Consider the following 17433-nt stretch of genomic DNA (forward strand, 5'->3'; position numbering starts at 1 on the left):
AAGGAAAGTTTCGCCTCGCTTCCGATACGCGATAGTTTTTAGGAACGGGCCATGTTATAATGGTGTAATGTGAGCATGCATATCGTAAAATGAAATAAATGGCAAAACTAGATGAATATCATATACTGTCTTACAGATAGACGATTGTTGGAGGGCTTAGCGATGACAGTTTATCATTTTGTTGGCATTAAAGGAACGGGAATGAGCGCGTTGGCGCAAATTCTTCACGATATGAATTATACGGTACAAGGTTCGGATGTTGAGAAGCGCTTTTTTACGCAAAAAGCATTAGAGGAGCGGGGAATTCCCATTTTGCCCTTTAGCAAGGAAAATATTAAGCCAGGCTATACGGTGATTGCAGGCAACGCCTTTCCGGATACACATGAGGAAATACAAGCTGCGCATGAATTAGGGGTGCCTGTCATCCGGTACCATCGTTTTTTAGGAGAATTTATTCGAAAGTTTACCAGCGTTGCAGTTACCGGTTCACACGGAAAAACAACAACGACCGGTTTACTTGCCCATGTGATGCAAGGTGCGCATCCAACGTCGTATTTAATTGGGGATGGAACGGGAAAAGGGATAGAAGGAAGCAAATATTTTGTATTTGAGGCGTGCGAATATCGCCGCCATTTCTTATCCTACTTTCCAGATTATGCAATTATGACAAACATTGATTTTGATCATCCCGACTATTTTGCCAATATCGACGATGTATTTTCAGCGTTTCAAGAAATGGCCTTGCAAGTAAAAAAAGGAATTATCGCCTGTGGGGATGATGAATACTTACAAAAAATCCAAGCGAAAGTGCCTGTTCTGTTTTACGGATTTGGCGATGATAATGATTTCCAAGCGCGTAACGTGGTGAAAACGACAAAAGGTACATCGTTTGACGTGTTTGTCCGCAATACGTTTTTTGCTTCGTTCGAAATTCCGCGTTTTGGCGACCATAACGTCTTAAACGCGCTTGCTGTCATTGCCCTTTGCCATTATGAAGAGATAGACGTCCGCATTATTCAAGAAAAGCTAAAAACGTTTCAAGGAGTTAAGCGGCGTTTTACTGAAAAGGTGTTTGGCGACCAAATTTTAATTGATGACTATGCCCATCACCCGCGGGAAATTATCGCAACGATTGAGGCGGCAAGACAAAAATATCCAGGCCGCGAAATCGTGGCGATTTTTCAACCGCATACGTACACGCGGACGCAAGCGTTTTTGCGAGAGTTTGCCGAAAGCTTGCAACGGGCCGATCAAGTGTATTTATGCGACATATTCGGCTCAGCGCGTGAGCATCACGGCAAACTGTCGATTCACGACTTGCAGGCGCAAATTCCAAACTCCCGCCTCCTTCAAGAGGATGATACATCCGTATTAAAGCAACATGCCAACGCTGTGCTTATTTTTATGGGTGCGGGAGATATTCAAAAGTTTCAGGAAGCGTATGAGCGCACGGTTCATTTATAATATGGCAAGGATGACTGGAAAAAGAACAAGCGAGCTAGGCATTCTATCGGCCGGCTCGTTTTTTGTCCACATTGATGTCGAATTTGCAGGAATTTACCGCATTAGCGTCGAACGTTTGAAAAGAATGCAGATGTAGGGAGATAAAGCGAAACTAGCAAGGAGGAAGTTTGGTGAAAATTATTTTATACGCCAGCATCGCGCTTATTGCCGTCTCTTTTTTCATATTAGTCATTTATATTGCCAGAACATTGACGGTATTGCAAGAAACAATTCGCCGTTTGACGGCGACTATCGACCATTTAGACAAGGAAGTGCAGGGCATTACGACGGAGACAACGCAGCTTTTGAAGAAAACGAACGCACTTGCTGATGATGTGCAGAAAAAAGTAGAGGGATTGGATTCGCTTGTCCATGCCGTCAGTGATGTCAGTGCCACCGTCCAGTCGTTCAACCGTTCCCTGCGGCAATTTTCGTCCGCGGTGACGACGAAAGTAGAAACCCATCGCGAAAAAATGGTAAAAGTTATGCAGTGGGGAAATGCTTTTATCGAAATATGGGAAAAATGGAGAGAAAGGAAACAAAAAAAGACGAAGGAGGTTGTACTGGATGGCAAAGAATAATGGAGGATTTTGGCTAGGTGCAATTGTCGGCGGGATTGCCGGTGCGATGACGGCGATGTTTTTAACAAGTGAAAAAGGAAAGCAATGGCTTGCGGAAATGAATGAAACAGGAAAACTGGAGCCGGTGAAAACGACGGCGACGGAGTGGCTCGAAGTAGCAAAGGAAAAAACCAAAGAGGTAACAAAATTTATTCCGCTTGGAAAGACAGACGAAAAGATGTCTTCGACAACCGCAGAAACGACGACGGAAGCACCGTCGATTCCAATTCCGCCATCGGCAAGTGAAAAGGATAAAGAAAATATCGAGAAGCTGCTGAAAGAGGCAGAGGAAGCTTTTAATGATGCTGAACAAAAAATGCAAAAACAAAACGATGCGGAGTGATGGCCATGGGAATGGAGAAACTGGAGACGATTGAGCAATTCGAAAAAGTGATGAAAGCGGGGAAACGGTTTTTATTCATCAAGCATAGCCTCACCTGTCCAATCAGCCAGGCGGCGTTTCGGGAATATGAGAAGTTTGTTTCCAATCATCCAGAAGTGGATACCTATTATTTGTATGTGCAAGAAGCGCGCCCACTTTCGAACTATATTGCCGAAACGTTTGGCGTCAAACACGAATCGCCACAAGCGCTATTGTTTGAAAATGGAACTGTCGTATGGCATACATCACACTGGAATATTACGTATGATGCATTGAAAGAACAAGTAATTCAAGCATCATAAGCAGGCATTCCATGGCGGGATGCCTGCTTTATAGTAGTTTTCGGCAAACTAAAGGAAAGAGCGGTGGTGGCGTTAGGAATATCGTTAATGGTGGTTGGCATCGCCATGTTGTTCCTTTTATGTCCTGGAATGCTGGGGGATTGGAAAGAGCTGTGGCAACATCAACGAAAAATGCCTCTTTTGCATTCATTGAGTGGAAGGAGACCGCCTTCTTCTGCGCAGAAGCTTCTTTGGTGGAGATGGTAAGAAACTCTCACCTCTTCATGGAATAAAGGTGGGAGAGGTTCGTGCTTTTTTTTATGTGTTTCTGCGCAATTAGACATCCATTCCCCGGTCGCTTCACTTTCCCACAGCGTTTCTCATAAAATACTTTATCGCTTAAAAGCGTTTAATAAATAAAGCAATTTTTGATGACAATTGCTCCTCTATCCATTATAATAATGACTAATTACAAAAACTGTACTACATTTGACGAAAGGATGAGAAAGCATGAGCAATGAGAGATTAGATGAGCTACGGGCAAAGGTAGATGAGATTAACTTACAAATTTTAAAATTAATTAATGAACGCGGGAGACTGGTTCAAGAGATTGGGAAAATCAAGGAAACGCAAGGGACCTATCGTTACGATCCTGTGCGTGAACGGAAGATGCTTGATTTAATTTCCGAGCATAACGACGGACCGTTTGAAACATCAACGCTGCAGCATATTTTTAAAGAAATTTTTAAAGCCGGCCTTGAACTGCAAGAAGATGATCACCGTAAAGCCTTGCTTGTATCGCGCAAAAAACATCCGGAAAACACGATTGTCGAGGTAAAAGGAGAAAGAATCGGCGACGGCAAACAATATTTTGTTATGGGACCGTGCGCGGTGGAAAGCTATGAACAAGTTGCGGCGGTTGCAGAAGCGGTGAAAAAACAAGGACTAAAACTGCTCCGCGGCGGCGCCTACAAACCGAGAACATCGCCATATGATTTCCAAGGGCTAGGCGTCGAAGGACTAAAAATTTTAAAACGTATTGCCGATGAGTTTGACTTGGCAGTGATCAGCGAAATTGTCACCCCCGCCGATATCGAAATCGCGCTTGACTATATTGATGTCATTCAAATCGGCGCGCGCAACATGCAAAACTTTGAACTGTTAAAAGCGGCTGGTCAAGTGAATAAGCCGATTTTATTAAAACGCGGGCTGGCAGCGACCATCGAAGAGTTCATTAATGCGGCGGAATACATTATGTCGCAAGGAAACGGGCAAATTATCCTATGTGAGCGTGGCATTCGCACGTATGAACGGGCAACAAGAAATACGCTGGACATTTCGGCGGTGCCGATCTTGAAGAAAGAAACCCACTTGCCTGTATTTGTCGATGTTACACATTCGACGGGACGCCGCGACTTGCTCATCCCTTGTGCTAAAGCTGCATTGGCGATCGGTGCCGACGGGGTGATGGCCGAAGTGCATCCAGACCCGGCGGTGGCGCTGTCCGACTCGGCGCAGCAAATGGATATTGCCCAATTTAACGAATTTATGGAAGAGGTAAGAACGTTCCAGCAGCAAATGGTAAGAGCGTAATATTGGTCCCCCCTCCGGCAATCTGCCGGAGGGGGAAGTTTTTTGCTTTCAGAAAAAATTGAGCTGCATATGAAAATAGAAAGCAGGCAGAGGGTAACATATACATAGTATCATTCATGAATTGTTTGTGAACAGAGTAGCAAAATAGTTGCCAATTCGTTGCGATTTAGCGATAATGTATCGTATGATATTTTTACATACGGTGGGAAAATACCAATCGATGTGGATGTTGATTTATAAAAAAGAGGAGTGAAACCAATGAACGTAACGATTTACGATGTGGCGCGGGAAGCAAACGTATCGATGGCGACGGTTTCCCGTGTCGTAAACGGAAACCCAAACGTAAAGCCATCCACAAGAAAAAAGGTATTGGAAGCGATCGAACGTTTAGGCTATCGTCCAAATGCGGTGGCGCGCGGGCTGGCCAGCAAAAAAACGACAACAGTCGGAGTGATTATTCCTGATATTTCTAGCATCTTTTTTGCTGAACTGGCGCGCGGCATCGAAGATATTGCAACGATGTACAAATACAACATCATTTTAAGCAACTCCGATCAAAATAAGGAAAAAGAGCTGCATTTGCTTAATACGATGTTGGCCAAACAAGTCGATGGCATTTTGTTTATGGGCGGAACGATTACGGAAGAGCATGTCAATGAATTTCAAAAATCGCCGGTGCCAATCGTGCTGGCGGCTACGATTGAATCGAACAATACGATTCCATCAGTGAACATCGATTATGAACAAGCTGCCTTTGAAGCGGTTGCTTATCTTGTAGAAAAAGGCAACAAACGGGTCGCCTATGTGACAGGACCGACGGATGATCCGATTAACCAAAAGAAACTGGCAGGATACCGGCGCGCTCTAGAAACGCATGGAATAGCCTATGACGAAGAGCTTGTAATTGAAGGCGATAACTCTTATGATTCCGGCATTGAAGCATATGAAAAAATCGCCGAGTTAGCGGAGAAGCCAACCGCTGTGTTCGCCGGAACCGACGAGATGGCGCTTGGCATTATCCATAGCGCACAAGACCATGGCGTGCGCGTTCCTGATCAATTAGAGGTAGTTGGTTTTGACAATACGCGGCTGGCGACGATGGTGCGCCCTCGTTTAACAACGGTAGTGCAGCCGATGTATGATATCGGTGCAGTAGCGATGCGGTTATTGACCAAATACATGAACAAAGAACAGGTGGAAAACCATATTGTCGTGTTGCCACATCGCATCGAATATCGTGAATCCACAAAATAAAGAAAAGGGGCTCAACCAAATTGGTCAAGCCCCTTTTCTTTATGTGGACTGATTCGCTTTTTGCCTCTGGCTTCGAATCGGATATAATGCCTTTTCCACCGTTTGTGCATTTTTTTCCGTAATTTCTGCTTTACGCGGAATTGGCGGGTATAGGGATTCTGGATCATCCCATTGTTGCGGCAGTGGGACTGGCGAAAGCACTTGCCATTTGTCAAGCCATGATTTTGGTAAGTTGCCGGAAACGTTTGATTGTTCTGTCATTTCCAGCCAAATAAGCGCCCATGCCCGCGGAACGACGCGCCAAATATCATAACCGCCGCCGCCAACTGCAATCCAACGCCCGTCGCAATATTCATGGGCGATTTGGTGAGCAAGCTTTGGAATCACGCGGTACGTTTTCATCGTTACGGATAAATGGGTAAGTGGATCGTAATAATGGGCGTCCGCGCCATTTTGCGTCAAAATGACATCAGGGCGAAAAAAGTCGGCAATTTCCCGCAACGCTTGCGTATAGGCGTCAATCCAAGATTCATCTTCGGTGAATGCGTCAACGGGAATGTTAAACGAATACCCATATCCTGCCCCGTGTCCGCGCTCATTTACATTTCCCGTCCCTGGAAATAAGTAGCGCCCCGTTTCGTGAATCGAAAATGTACACACATTTGGGTCGTCATAAAAAGCCCATTGGACACCGTCTCCATGATGGGCATCGGTGTCAACATACAGCACACGCAGCCCATACTTTTCTTGAATGTATTTGATTGCGACAGCACTGTCATTGTAAATGCAAAAGCCCGATGCTTTGCCGCGGAAGCCGTGGTGAAGCCCGCCGCCGAGGTTTAGCGCATGTGTTGCTTTTCCTGATAACACAAAGTCGACCGCCGTTAAGGTGCTCCCGACTAATAGAGCGCTTGCTTCATGCATATTCGGAAAAATGGGGGTATCTTCTGTCCCTAGCCCATAGTTTAGGGCAATTTGTTCAGAAAGCTCTCCTCTGCCGGCAGCCTTGACCGCTTCGATATAGGAGTGGTCATGAATTAAAGCGAGTTCTTCGTCCATTGCGATTCTAGGCGCCACAATTTGTCCATCGTCTAAAGCGTTCATCGCGCGCAACAAATCGTACGTAAGTTTAACCCGCAGTTGGTTAAATGGATGCTCGTCATGAAATTTATATTGAAGAAAATCGTCGCTGTAAATAAATACACAGTCTTTTTTCATGATGAAACCCCCGGCAAGTTCGGCCATAATACCGTGTAGCCGGCATTTCTTAAATCGTTGATAATTCCGATTGGGTTCATTGTTTGCACGCGAAACACAAGGATTTTGTAATTTTCATCTTGATCGGGATATAAAAGAACGCTGGCGATATTGATATGCCGCTTGGCGATAATCGCTGCTACTTTGCTTAACATCCCGCTTTCATTGGGCACTTTAATTTCAATGTGCGAGCCCGGCTGATGAGCGCCTGTGAGCTGAATGAGAGTGTATAATAAATCGGTTTCCGTCACGATGCCGACGAGTTTGCGGTCTTTGACGATCGGCAGACAGCTGATTTTATGCTCGTAAAACAACGCCGCCACTTCCTCGACAAAATCGAGGGGATGTCCGACGATAACGTCTGTTTTCATAATCATGCTAACTGGTTTTTGTAAGTCTTCGAGGTGTTCATGAATTTGAAAAATGGAAGGGCTTGCATCGCGGATATCGCGATCGGTCACAATGCCAACAACATGGTTTTCGGCATCCACAATCGGAATATGACGAATGCGGAGTTGCCGTACTAACTGAATCGCTTCGGCAATCGTATTAGCCGGCTGCAGAGTGATGACAGGCGTTTTCATAATTTGTTCGACAATCATTTATTCCTCTCCCCTTTGTTGTCAAGAACGATTTTTAATACATATACCGATTCATAAAACGAAGGCGGTCGAATTTTTGAATAGACTCTTGATCGACCCGTTTGCCGATGCGGGCCATTAAGCAGTTGGCTGGATGGGAACAAATTTCTGGATCATCGGTAGCATACCAAACAAGCCCGCCGGCATTCATCATTTTCTCCATCACTTTCCGGTATTCCCATACGGTTAGCCCTGTCCCTTTTAAATCCCAATGCCAGTAATATTCGGTAGTAATGATAATATAATCTTCCATTGCGTCATCCATCATCGATACCATCAGTAAATTTTTCCCTACTCCATAACCGCGGAACTCCGGAATGACTTCAATCGCGCCCAGCTCGATTAAATTTTCCATGTTTCCTTCTGACCAACGTTCAAGCGGATCGGGGTATAGAAACGTTACGTAGCCAATAATCGTGTGATGATGACGAGCGATAATGATTCTTCCTTCTGGCAGCTTCGCAATTTCGATCAATGCTTGATGCTGCTGAGGAGGCTGGCGGAAGGATGTCAGGTCATGGTGAAATTCATAACTTGCTAGTTTCTCAGCTGATATCGGGCCTTCGATAATCAGCGTTCCTTTTGGTGTTTTTAATTCTTTGGCATTATACGTTTTTTTATGTTCCATTCGGTCACCACCTGGATAGGTCTTTCTTCTTTCATTATACATAAAAAGTAAATGGATAAACGGATTTCAAAAAAATTTCAAAAAAAATGTCATGCAAATATTTAAAAAATTGAGAATTCGGATTTTGTATACTATAATAAAATTGTAACCACTTACATAAGGGGGATTAGGAGAATGAAAACAGAAGTGCTACCGGTCGTACAAGGGGATTATAATTTAAAAAGTTACGAGGACACATATAAACATTTTGATTGGAAAGAAGTAGAGAAAGAGTTTTCCTGGTTTGAAACCGGCAGAGTCAATATGGCGTATGAAGCCATTGACCGCCATGCGGAATCGTTCCGCAAAAATAAAGTAGCGCTTTATTACCGCGATGCATCGAGAAACGAAAAATATACCTTTAAAGAAATGAAGGAAATGTCCAATAAAGTGGCCAACGTGCTGAAACAAGTGGCGGAAATTGAAAAAGGAGACCGTGTATTTGTATTTATGCCGCGTTCTCCGGAATTGTACTTCGCCGTACTCGGAATCATTAAGACAGGAGCCATTGTCGGTCCGCTGTTTGAGGCGTTTATGGAAGGAGCGGTGCGCGACCGCCTCGAAGATAGCGGGGCAAAGGCAATCGTCACGACGCCGGAACTGCTGCCGCGCGTTCCAGTCAACGATCTTCCGGAATTAAAATATGTTTTCCTCGTCGGGGATAACATTGTTGAAGAAGGTCCGTATATCGACTTAAAGAAACGGATGAATGAGGCGAGCAAGCACTTTGATATCGAATGGGTCGACCGCCAAGACGGCTTGATTTTGCATTATACTTCCGGCTCTACCGGAAAGCCAAAAGGAGTTTTGCACGTTCATAACGCGATGATTCAGCACTATCAAACGGCAAAATGGGTGCTGGATTTAAAAGAAGACGATATTTATTGGTGCACAGCAGATCCAGGATGGGTGACAGGCACTTCTTACGGTATTTTCGGTCCATGGTTATGCGGAGCATCGAATGTGATTGTCGGTGGCCGTTTCAGTCCGGATGCCTGGTATCAGACGATTCAAGATTTTGGCGTGACAGTATGGTATAGTGCACCGACGGCGTTTCGCATGTTAATGGGAGCGGGGGATGAAATTGTTAAAAAATATGATTTAAGCTCTCTTCGCCACATCCTTAGCGTTGGTGAGCCGTTAAACCCAGAGGTGATTCGCTGGGGAATGAAAGTATTCCAGCGCCGCATTCATGATACATGGTGGATGACGGAAACGGGCGCGCATCTTATCTGTAACTATCCATGTATGGAAATCAAGCCAGGTTCGATGGGCAAACCGATTCCTGGTGTCAAAGCAGCTATCATTGATGATCAAGGAAACGAACTGCCGCCATACCGGATGGGGAACTTAGCGATCAAAAAAGGCTGGCCGTCGATGATGAAAACGATTTGGAACAACCCGCAAAAATATGAATCGTATTTCATCGGCGACTGGTATGTTTCCGGCGACTCCGCTTATATGGACGAAGACGGCTACTTCTGGTTCCAAGGACGTGTCGATGACGTTATTAATACGTCAGGGGAACGCGTCGGTCCGTTTGAAGTCGAAAGCAAGCTAGTCGAACATCCAGCGGTAGCGGAAGCAGGTGTCATCGGTAAGCCGGATCCAGTGCGCGGGGAAATCATTAAAGCATTTATTTCGCTTCGGGAAGGATATGAACCATCCGAGGAATTGAAAGAAGACATTCGCCAGTTTGTCAAAAAAGGATTGGCGGCACATGCAGCGCCGCGGGAAATTGAATTCCGCGACAAACTTCCAAAAACGCGAAGCGGGAAAATTATGCGCCGCGTTTTAAAAGCGTGGGAGCTTAACTTGCCGACAGGCGATTTATCGACGATGGAAGATTAAGAAAAAGCTGATCGGTTTCGATCAGCTTTTTCGCTATTTTAATGTTTTTGTTTTTCAGGCGTTTGTGTTTTTTCTTTGGCTTGGTTCGCGGCGCTAGGCAATGGAGCTGCAACCGTATTGGACGGCGCCGACTCCTTGCCGCTGATATCCACAGCTGTGACGTAATAGGTTGCTCCAGGTTGCAGCTTGGCAAAGGATAGTGTTTTTCCAGCTTTGACGACCGCGACAACTTGGGACGGCGCGCCGCCTTGTCCAGTGCGATATACGCGATAGCCAATCACATCGTGTTCCGAATGCGGCTGCCAAGTGATGGTGGTTCCATTTGCCAGATGGATGGCCGGTGGTGCCGGGATTTTTCCATTTTCTTTTAACTCATTAACAAACAGCATCCCATTCCATTCACTAGCGCTTGAACGATTCATCCCCCATCTTTTCAATACTTCCCTATTTAAAATAACTCCACTGGAAACAAACTCGCTCGGTGTTGTATCAAGCGCGGCGTACCGCTTGCCGTTTACCTCAACGAAGCGTCCTTCAATCAAATACTGTTCTTTTCCTTGTTTTGGCGTAAATTTTGTGTTGTACAAGTCATAGCTAACTAATCCAGCTTTTTGGCACGCATTGGACGGAGTAAGTCCTGAAACGGTACAATAGGCTCTCCGCACGATGCCGCCGGGCATGTTGAAGCGATTGTTTGGCGCGATGAGCTGCGGATTAACATCGTAGGCGGAATTCATTAATTGCGCCCATAACAGCTGAGTTCGTTTGCTATAAGATAGTCCTCTGTACGTAGATTGCAATGGTGCAGGTGTATCGTATCCCATCCACACTCCAAATGTCACGTTTGGGTTTGTTGCCACAAACCATGAGTCTTGTTGATTTTCGCTTGTCCCTGTTTTTCCAGCCCAATCCGCTTGGAATTTTAAATAAGACCGGAGAGAAGATGCTGTACCGCCGCGAATGACATCCCTCATCATATCAATCATTAAATAGGACGTCTGCGGAGAAAAAACAGGAACGGGATCGCTCTGATGTTCATAAATGACTTGTCCATCATTTGATACGATTTTTTCGATTAAATAAGCGTCTACAAACGTTCCGTAATTAGCAAAAGTAACATAGGCGTTGACATTTTCCTCGACGGTTACCCCTGTGGAAGTTCCGCCAATTGCTAAGGCGATGTGGTTTTCCTCTGTTTTTGCCACGCTGGTAATGCCCATTTTATGCAGATATTCTACTGGATGTTGGTTCATGATCTTCATATAAGTGCGGATCGCAGGGATGTTATAGGAATACTGTAAAGCGCGCCGCGCCGAAACGAGGCCGTGCGTTTTTCCATCTGCATTTTTTGGTGTATAACCATTAACCCTCAATGGCATATCTGGAATGACGGAACCGGGCTGGACGATGCCCATCTCCATTGCCGGTGCGTATACAAGCAGCGGCTTCATCGTCGAGCCATTCGACCGATATGCTTGTGTCGCGTGATTGAGTTGCTCCCGTTTGTAATCTCTGCCGCCGACAAAGCTAATGATTTTTCCAGTTGAATTTTCAATCAAAATCGCACCGACTTCGACAGGCTCGCGCTTGGCAACCATTTTTCCCGTCTCTTTGTCTTTTACATATTGAATTTTGTCATCGCCGTAATAGCGGTAATCGGCCACTACTTTTTGCATGCGGTCGTAAATCGTTTTGTCGATCGTTGTGTAAATATTGTATCCGTTTTGGCGCAGTTGTTTTTCCGCTTTTGCTGCATATCGTTCGTGAAGGGATGAATTTTGCAACAGCTGCTCTTTTGTATACCCATCTTTTTTGGCTAATACCTCGGCCAATACTTCTTTAGCGCGTTTTTCGATTTCCATCGTCAGCCACGGGTATTTTTCAAATGGTGACGGTTTTGGCGGTGCAAAATGTTTGGCGATATCGTATTGCAACGCTTCTTGATATTGTTTTTCGGAAATATATCCCGCCTGCTTCATTCGATTCAATACCTTCTTCATCCGGTGCAGCGCCGGAGATAAGTCTTTTTTCACATTGCCGTCGCTTGTAAACGGAGTATACACAAACGGGCTTTGTGGGAGGCCGGCTAAGAATGCTGCTTGGGCTAGATTTAAATCTTTGGCGTCTACGCCAAATACTCCCTGAGCAGCCGCCTGGATGCCGGCAATATTGCGGCCTGATGCGTTTCGGCCGAATGGGACGACATTTAAATAGGCTTCTAAGATTTCATTTTTACTAAAAAACTTTTCAAGGCGAAGGGCGAGCAATATTTCTTTTGCCTTTCGTTCAAATGATACTTCATTCGTCAATATTTGATTTTTGACAAGCTGCTGTGTCAGCGTGCTTCCGCCTGTTTGTAGCGGCGAGTTCGTCGCTTCCTGAAACAGCGCGCGAATGATCGCTTTTGGAACAACCCCGTGATGTTCGTAAAAGTATTCGTCTTCCGTTGCTGTAATCGCTTTAATTACATACGGAGAAACATCTTGTAATTTGACTTCCTCCCTTTCTAGATCAGAGCGGAAATTGCCGAGATAAACGTTATTGGCAAAGTAAATATGCGACGTTTCTTCGTAGTCGTAAATATCCCTTTTCATCTCCTTATAGGAAGGGATGGGCATGTCTTTTACCAAAGAAGCGAAATACCCAGCGCCAAGACCGACGGCAAAGCATATGAGGCAAAGAATAAGAATGAAAAAAATAAGGAAAAGATTCCAAACGACTTCATATGTAATAAAAAAATAGCGCCATGCCTTCTCTAGGGAAAATGTTTGCTTTTTATGCTCCATGAGCACCCCCCTATACAACGAATAATATAAATAATTATATCATATTTTTGTTGAATATTGCGGCATTTTGTCATTTTTCCGTCTATTTTGTATACGAGAAAAACTCGATTTGACAAACCAAGAAAAGTTGTGGTAAAAAAGTGTATAGCATAAATGACATAGGACAAAGCGATGACAGGAACAAGTAGTGTTTATCTCCCTGTTTCAGAGAGCTAGTGGTCGGTGCGAACTAGCACATAGATAAACGCGAATTACCTCCTCGAGCAGCTTTTGCGAACGGCAGTAGCCAAGTAGCAAAAGACGGTGTGCGCCGTTATCCAAATGAGATGAGAAAGCGCGAAGCTTTCTAAGTAGGGTGGTACCGCGGTTGTCACTCGTCCCTTCACTTTGGGGCGAGTTTTTTATTTTATAAAAAAGAGGTGGGGTAAAGATGGATTTACTGCAAGAGCTTGAGTGGCGCGGACTCATTAACCAAGCTACCGATATGGAAGGGCTGCGCCAGTTGTTAAATGAGGGAAAGGTAACATTATATTGTGGATTTGATCCAACGGCTGACAGTTTGCATATCGGGAGTTTATTACCGATTTTGACGCTGCGGCGATTTCAGCTAGCTGGTCACCGTCCAATTGCGCTTGTGGGCGGTGCAACGGGATTAATAGGAGACCCAAGCGGAAAAAAAAGCGAGCGTACATTAAATCCAAAAGAAACGGTGCAACAGTGGAGCAATCGGATTAAAGAGCAATTGGCAAGATTTTTAGATTTTGATGCGAAAGAAAATCCGGCGAAAATCGCCAACAACTATGACTGGATTGGCTCGCTCGATGTGATTACTTTTTTGCGCGATGTTGGAAAGAACTTCGGGCTAAACTACATGCTGGCCAAAGAATCAGTACAATCGCGCATCGAAACTGGTATTTCGTTCACCGAATTTAGCTATATGATTTTACAAGCTTTTGATTTCCTTAAATTGTATCAAACAGAAAATTGCCGCTTGCAAATCGGCGGCAGTGACCAATGGGGAAATATTACGGCCGGGTTGGAATTGATTCGCAAAACCGAAGGAGAGGCAAAAGCGTTCGGATTGACAATTCCGCTCGTGACGAAAGCCGACGGGACGAAATTCGGAAAAACAGAGAGCGGAACGATTTGGCTTGATAAAGAAAAAACATCCCCATATGAGTTTTACCAATTTTGGATTAACACCGATGACCGCGATGTCATTAAATACTTGAAGTATTTTACTTTCTTATCCAAAGACGAAATCGAGGAACTTGAGCGAAAACTACAGGAAGCTCCTGAACAGCGGGCAGCGCAAAAAGCGCTCGCGGAAGAAATGACAAAACTAGTCCATGGCGAAGATGCGCTTAAGCAAGCGATTCGTATTTCCGAGGCGCTCTTTAGCGGCAGTGTGTCGGAGTTGTCCGCAGAGGAAATTGAACAAGGGTTTAAAGATGTCCCTTCTTTTGAATATGAAGGGGAAGAAGTTCCGTTAGTAGAACTGCTTGTCATGGCGAAAATTGTGCCATCGAAACGGCAAGCGCGGGAAGACATTGCCAATGGCGCGATTTATGTCAACGGCAAGCGCGTGCAAGACATCAATGCCGTCATTGCCAAAGAAAACCGCATCGAAGGACGCTTTACGGTCATTCGCCGCGGAAAGAAAAAATATTACTTAATCCGTTACAAATAAATCCTGGCAATGCCAGGATTTATTTGTGAAAAAAATATCCCTTCAGAGCCTTCTCTGAAGGGATATCGTTCATTAACGAGAGTAGAACTCAACGATTAATGCTTCGTTAATTTCCGCCGGTAATTCGGAGCGTTCAGGTAAACGAGTATACGTGCCTTCCATTTTGTCTGCATCTAATGTTAAATAATCAGGAACAAAGTTGTTTGTTTCCAATGCTTCTTTAATGACTTGAAGGTTGCGCGATTTTTCACGAACCGCAATCGTTTGGCCAGGTTTTACGCGATAGGACGGGATGTCAACACGATTTCCATCGACTAAAATGTGACCGTGCGTGACAAGCTGGCGTGCTTGACGGCGAGTGCGCGCAAAGCCTAAACGGTAAACGAGGTTATCTAAGCGGGACTCTAACAAAATCATAAAGTTTTCCCCGTGTTTACCAGGCATTTTGCCAGCTTCCTCAAACGTTTTGCGGAATTGGCGTTCGTTTACGCCATACATATGACGAAGTTTTTGTTTTTCTTGCAATTGCAGACCATATTCGGAAAGCTTTCTGCGTTGACCTGGGCCATGCTGGCCTGGCGGATAAGGACGTTTTTGCAACTCTTTACCTGTACCGCTTAACGAGATTCCAAGGCGGCGGGAAATTTTCCACGTTGGACCTGTATAACGAGCCATTTATTGCTCCTCCTTTTGCTTTTATTCGGGTAAAATAAAAGCAGACGTGCATCAACAATTATGGCCATTTTGTTTTCATGTATCCTCGCTCTAGCAGCTAAGAGTTACACGATACACCTCGATATTCGAGGAACAAAATGGAACCATAAAGGTGAGCACTAAGGCTGCTATATTTTACACAAAGGGTATTATATGATTTTTATCAGATAAAGTCAACATTTTATTTCCCTTATTTCGAGATAATATGCTATAATAAAAGATGTAATTTTTAGAAAAGTCTTGTTATCACTCCATTCTAACTGGAATGAGAACGTCAGTCTAGGTGAAAAGGGCGATGAAACTAGAAGAAGAGAAAGTATATGAGGCCTTTAGGCAAAAATTTTTTCATTGGTTTTTAACATATGAGGGCTATGATAATTTTTCCAGCATGATAAAAGAGTTGTTGCTGCTGCTGAAACGAGAACTTATGATGGAACAAGTCTCTTTTTTTATGTTTGATCCTTTAAGCAAAACATTTTATCCGGAAGCGATGACAGAGCTGGAAACAATCCGCTCTCCTTTCGTTCCCTCTGACTTGCCGGTTGATATAGCGGCGATCGCAGATGATGAACAACGAGCAATTCAATTTTGTGAGGATGGAGAATATACCACCGCGCGCATTTTTCTTCACCTTTCGGAAGAAACAATCGGAATGTTGCAATTTGTGTACCCTCGCCACTTACCTATAAGTGAGCAACTATTAAAGAAAATCAGGCAAGATTTTTCTATGCTGTTCCAAAAACTTCGCATCATCTCCCAAGGACTTAGTAATGAAAAACGTTATGAACGGTTGCATCAGTTTGCGGCAAAAATTCATTCTTCCATGCAAATTGATAACGTATTAGAAGAAATTGTCAATACGCTTAAGCAAGTATATCCATCTTTTACATACCGCTTGCTTTTGTCGCACGATAATCAGCACTGCGATTATTTGCCGATCAAAACACTTGAATTTGATGAAAGTACGGAAAATATGGCGGCATTGCAAGCATTTTTAACAGGAAGAATTCAGCTTGAAGACTCCATTTCGCCGCGTCGCTCCATTTTATATGCACCAATTAAAGGAGGACAAGGTGTTTACGGTGTGATTCAAATTACGGCTCCGTACATTATGAAATTTCCAAAAAAGGAAATTAATTTTATTTCGCTGTTAGCGAATACAGCTGGAAGCGCTCTCGAAAATGCCAGGCTGTATGAACAGTCGCGCCGTCTTGTTGCTGATTTGCAACTGATTAACGAATCGATGCATCGGCTTAATACGAATTTGCGTCTGCAAGATGCAATTGAATTTATGGTACAGCAAATTAAGCAGTCTTTTTGCGCCGATGAAGTCGGTTTTTTCTTGTTTGAGGGAAAAAAGCGCAAACTGCTGCCTGGAAGCACTCCATTTTTTCGGTCTCGGCAAGCGAAGAAATATGTGGAATTTGTCGAAAGAAAACTGAAAGCAGAAATGGATATTATTTTTGTTGGGGATGCGGATGTTCAAGCTTCTCCGGCTGTTCCTGTTTATCGCTCTTTAATGGCTGTGCCGATGGTGCAAAATGGGGCGATGAAAGGGATTTGTATTGTGTTGCATCATAAACCGTACCATTTTACATTTGAAATGTTTAAATTGCTGCAGTCCCTTATTCAACATTCTACCCTTGCATTTATGAATGCGATTTTAAGAGAAGAGCTGGAAAAGCTGGTGGTCACCGATTATTTGACGAAGTTATATACACGGCGGTACTTAGATGAACAACTAAAAAAATCGATGCGCCATCATACATTTGGCACGCTTATTTTAGTGGATATTGACAATTTTAAGCAAATTAATGACACATACGGGCATCAAGCGGGAGATGAGGTGCTCGTGCAAGTGGCCAATATTATTCGCACCAATATTCGTTCGAGCGACATCGGCGCCCGCTGGGGCGGGGAAGAGCTCGCCGTTTATTTGCCGAAAGTGTCATTGGCTACCGGCATTTCAGTCGCCCATCGTCTTGCCGAAAAGGTAAGGACGGGGACACATCCTCCCGTAACGATTTCGTGCGGTATTTCCTATTGGAAAAAAAATCGCCTGGAAGAAGTAGACGATTTATTTAAACGGGCGGATGAGGCGCTTTATATGGCAAAAAGGACAGGAAAAAACTGCATCTTCGTCAAGGATTATGTCCATCAATATAGAGCATAGAAAGGAATCCGAATAGGCGGA

The 17433-nt window shown here is 44.3% G+C and carries 16 protein-coding genes and 1 other annotated feature; of the genes, 11 read left to right on the forward strand and 5 right to left on the reverse strand.

Annotated elements, in window-relative coordinates; all coding sequences use genetic code 11:
* The first annotated feature begins 162 nt into the window (after positions 1-162).
* The 8 genes from murC (at position 163) to ccpA (ending at position 5633) form a co-directional block, all read left to right on the forward strand.
* The gene (gene murC / locus HT574_RS11035) at positions 163-1464 is read left to right on the forward strand and encodes a UDP-N-acetylmuramate--L-alanine ligase (RefSeq protein WP_175244648.1); all 1302 of its coding nucleotides are present in this window, start codon (positions 163-165) and stop codon (positions 1462-1464) included.
* A 1-nt stretch (position 1465) separates the two neighbouring features.
* Positions 1466-1600 carry a hypothetical protein gene (locus HT574_RS20235; RefSeq protein WP_256410711.1) on the forward strand — a complete coding sequence of 45 codons (135 nt, stop codon included), beginning with the start codon at positions 1466-1468 and terminating at the stop codon, positions 1598-1600.
* Between the two features lie 34 nt (positions 1601-1634).
* Positions 1635-2084, forward strand: a complete 450-nt coding sequence (locus tag HT574_RS11040) for a DUF948 domain-containing protein (RefSeq protein ID WP_175244649.1) — start codon at positions 1635-1637, stop codon at positions 2082-2084.
* Positions 2071-2466: a YtxH domain-containing protein gene (locus HT574_RS11045; protein ID WP_017434931.1), complete on the forward strand. Its 396-nt coding sequence runs from the start codon at positions 2071-2073 to the stop codon at positions 2464-2466. The genes HT574_RS11040 and HT574_RS11045 overlap by 14 nt, the downstream gene beginning before the upstream one ends.
* 5 nt (positions 2467-2471) lie before the next feature.
* Positions 2472-2807 carry a bacillithiol system redox-active protein YtxJ gene (gene ytxJ / locus HT574_RS11050; RefSeq protein WP_017434932.1) on the forward strand — a complete coding sequence of 112 codons (336 nt, stop codon included), beginning with the start codon at positions 2472-2474 and terminating at the stop codon, positions 2805-2807.
* Between the two features lie 11 nt (positions 2808-2818).
* Positions 2819-3079 (forward strand): hypothetical protein, encoded by a 261-nt coding sequence (locus HT574_RS11055; RefSeq protein ID WP_175244650.1) that lies wholly within the window; start codon positions 2819-2821, stop codon positions 3077-3079.
* Positions 3080-3296: 217 nt separating this feature from the next.
* Positions 3297-4379 carry a bifunctional 3-deoxy-7-phosphoheptulonate synthase/chorismate mutase gene (locus HT574_RS11060; protein WP_175244651.1) on the forward strand — a complete coding sequence of 361 codons (1083 nt, stop codon included), beginning with the start codon at positions 3297-3299 and terminating at the stop codon, positions 4377-4379.
* Between the two features lie 258 nt (positions 4380-4637).
* Positions 4638-5633, forward strand: a complete 996-nt coding sequence (ccpA, locus tag HT574_RS11065; RefSeq protein ID WP_175244652.1) for a catabolite control protein A — start codon at positions 4638-4640, stop codon at positions 5631-5633.
* A gap of 39 nt (positions 5634-5672) precedes the next feature.
* Here the strand turns inward: ccpA and HT574_RS11070 are convergent, their stop codons facing one another.
* The 3 genes from HT574_RS11070 to HT574_RS11080 are packed head-to-tail and all read right to left on the reverse strand — an operon-like array spanning position 5673 to position 8159.
* The gene (locus HT574_RS11070) at positions 5673-6851 is read right to left on the reverse strand and encodes an acetoin utilization protein AcuC (RefSeq protein WP_175244653.1); all 1179 of its coding nucleotides are present in this window, start codon (positions 6849-6851) and stop codon (positions 5673-5675) included.
* Complete coding sequence (locus HT574_RS11075) at positions 6848-7492, reverse strand: acetoin utilization AcuB family protein (protein WP_175244654.1); 645 nt, start codon at positions 7490-7492, stop codon at positions 6848-6850. The genes HT574_RS11070 and HT574_RS11075 overlap by 4 nt, the downstream gene beginning before the upstream one ends.
* Positions 7493-7526: 34 nt before the next feature.
* Positions 7527-8159, reverse strand: a complete 633-nt coding sequence (locus HT574_RS11080; protein WP_175244655.1) for a GNAT family N-acetyltransferase — start codon at positions 8157-8159, stop codon at positions 7527-7529.
* Positions 8160-8333: 174 nt separating this feature from the next.
* Here HT574_RS11080 and acsA point away from each other — a divergent pair, with 174 nt between their 5' ends.
* Positions 8334-10049, forward strand: a complete 1716-nt coding sequence (acsA, locus tag HT574_RS11085; protein WP_017434939.1) for an acetate--CoA ligase — start codon at positions 8334-8336, stop codon at positions 10047-10049.
* Between the two features lie 38 nt (positions 10050-10087).
* Here acsA and HT574_RS11090 read toward each other — a convergent pair whose 3' ends face one another.
* Positions 10088-12835 (reverse strand): transglycosylase domain-containing protein, encoded by a 2748-nt coding sequence (locus HT574_RS11090; protein ID WP_175244656.1) that lies wholly within the window; start codon positions 12833-12835, stop codon positions 10088-10090.
* Positions 12836-12997: 162 nt separating this feature from the next.
* Positions 12998-13220, forward strand: a binding site (T-box leader).
* Positions 13221-13265: 45 nt separating this feature from the next.
* Here HT574_RS11090 and tyrS point away from each other — a divergent pair.
* Positions 13266-14525, forward strand: a complete 1260-nt coding sequence (tyrS, locus tag HT574_RS11095; protein ID WP_042407658.1) for a tyrosine--tRNA ligase — start codon at positions 13266-13268, stop codon at positions 14523-14525.
* Positions 14526-14597: 72 nt separating this feature from the next.
* Here the strand turns inward: tyrS and rpsD are convergent, their stop codons facing one another.
* Entirely contained in the window at positions 14598-15200 is a 603-nt protein-coding gene (rpsD, locus tag HT574_RS11100; RefSeq protein WP_175244657.1) for a 30S ribosomal protein S4, read from the reverse strand.
* 334 nt (positions 15201-15534) lie between these two features.
* Here rpsD and HT574_RS11105 point away from each other — a divergent pair, with 334 nt between their 5' ends.
* A complete protein-coding gene (locus tag HT574_RS11105) occupies positions 15535-17412 on the forward strand; it encodes a sensor domain-containing diguanylate cyclase (RefSeq protein ID WP_175244658.1) in 1878 nt (625 codons plus the stop codon).
* The last annotated feature ends 21 nt before the right edge of the window (positions 17413-17433 follow it).

Source organism: Parageobacillus sp. VR-IP (genome assembly GCF_013357975.1).
GTDB lineage: Bacteria > Bacillota > Bacilli > Bacillales > Anoxybacillaceae > Saccharococcus > Saccharococcus caldoxylosilyticus.

Excerpts from the sequence above, each read along its gene's own strand:
- acsA (WP_017434939.1), top strand. The coding sequence starts at position 8,334 with ATGAAAACAGAAGTGCTACCGGTCGTACAAGGGGATTATAATTTAAAA.
- HT574_RS11105 (WP_175244658.1), top strand. The coding sequence starts at position 15,535 with ATGAAACTAGAAGAAGAGAAAGTATATGAGGCCTTTAGGCAAAAATTT.
- HT574_RS11045 (WP_017434931.1), top strand. The coding sequence starts at position 2,071 with ATGGCAAAGAATAATGGAGGATTTTGGCTAGGTGCAATTGTCGGCGGG.
- HT574_RS11090 (WP_175244656.1), bottom strand. The coding sequence starts at position 12,835 with ATGGAGCATAAAAAGCAAACATTTTCCCTAGAGAAGGCATGGCGCTAT.
- tyrS (WP_042407658.1), top strand. The coding sequence starts at position 13,266 with ATGGATTTACTGCAAGAGCTTGAGTGGCGCGGACTCATTAACCAAGCT.
- HT574_RS11075 (WP_175244654.1), bottom strand. The coding sequence starts at position 7,492 with ATGATTGTCGAACAAATTATGAAAACGCCTGTCATCACTCTGCAGCCG.
- rpsD (WP_175244657.1), bottom strand. The coding sequence starts at position 15,200 with ATGGCTCGTTATACAGGTCCAACGTGGAAAATTTCCCGCCGCCTTGGA.
- ytxJ (WP_017434932.1), top strand. The coding sequence starts at position 2,472 with ATGGGAATGGAGAAACTGGAGACGATTGAGCAATTCGAAAAAGTGATG.
- HT574_RS11060 (WP_175244651.1), top strand. The coding sequence starts at position 3,297 with ATGAGCAATGAGAGATTAGATGAGCTACGGGCAAAGGTAGATGAGATT.
- HT574_RS11070 (WP_175244653.1), bottom strand. The coding sequence starts at position 6,851 with ATGAAAAAAGACTGTGTATTTATTTACAGCGACGATTTTCTTCAATAT.
- ccpA (WP_175244652.1), top strand. The coding sequence starts at position 4,638 with ATGAACGTAACGATTTACGATGTGGCGCGGGAAGCAAACGTATCGATG.
- HT574_RS11055 (WP_175244650.1), top strand. The coding sequence starts at position 2,819 with ATGGCGGGATGCCTGCTTTATAGTAGTTTTCGGCAAACTAAAGGAAAG.
- murC (WP_175244648.1), top strand. The coding sequence starts at position 163 with ATGACAGTTTATCATTTTGTTGGCATTAAAGGAACGGGAATGAGCGCG.
- HT574_RS20235 (WP_256410711.1), top strand. The coding sequence starts at position 1,466 with ATGGCAAGGATGACTGGAAAAAGAACAAGCGAGCTAGGCATTCTATCG.
- HT574_RS11080 (WP_175244655.1), bottom strand. The coding sequence starts at position 8,159 with ATGGAACATAAAAAAACGTATAATGCCAAAGAATTAAAAACACCAAAA.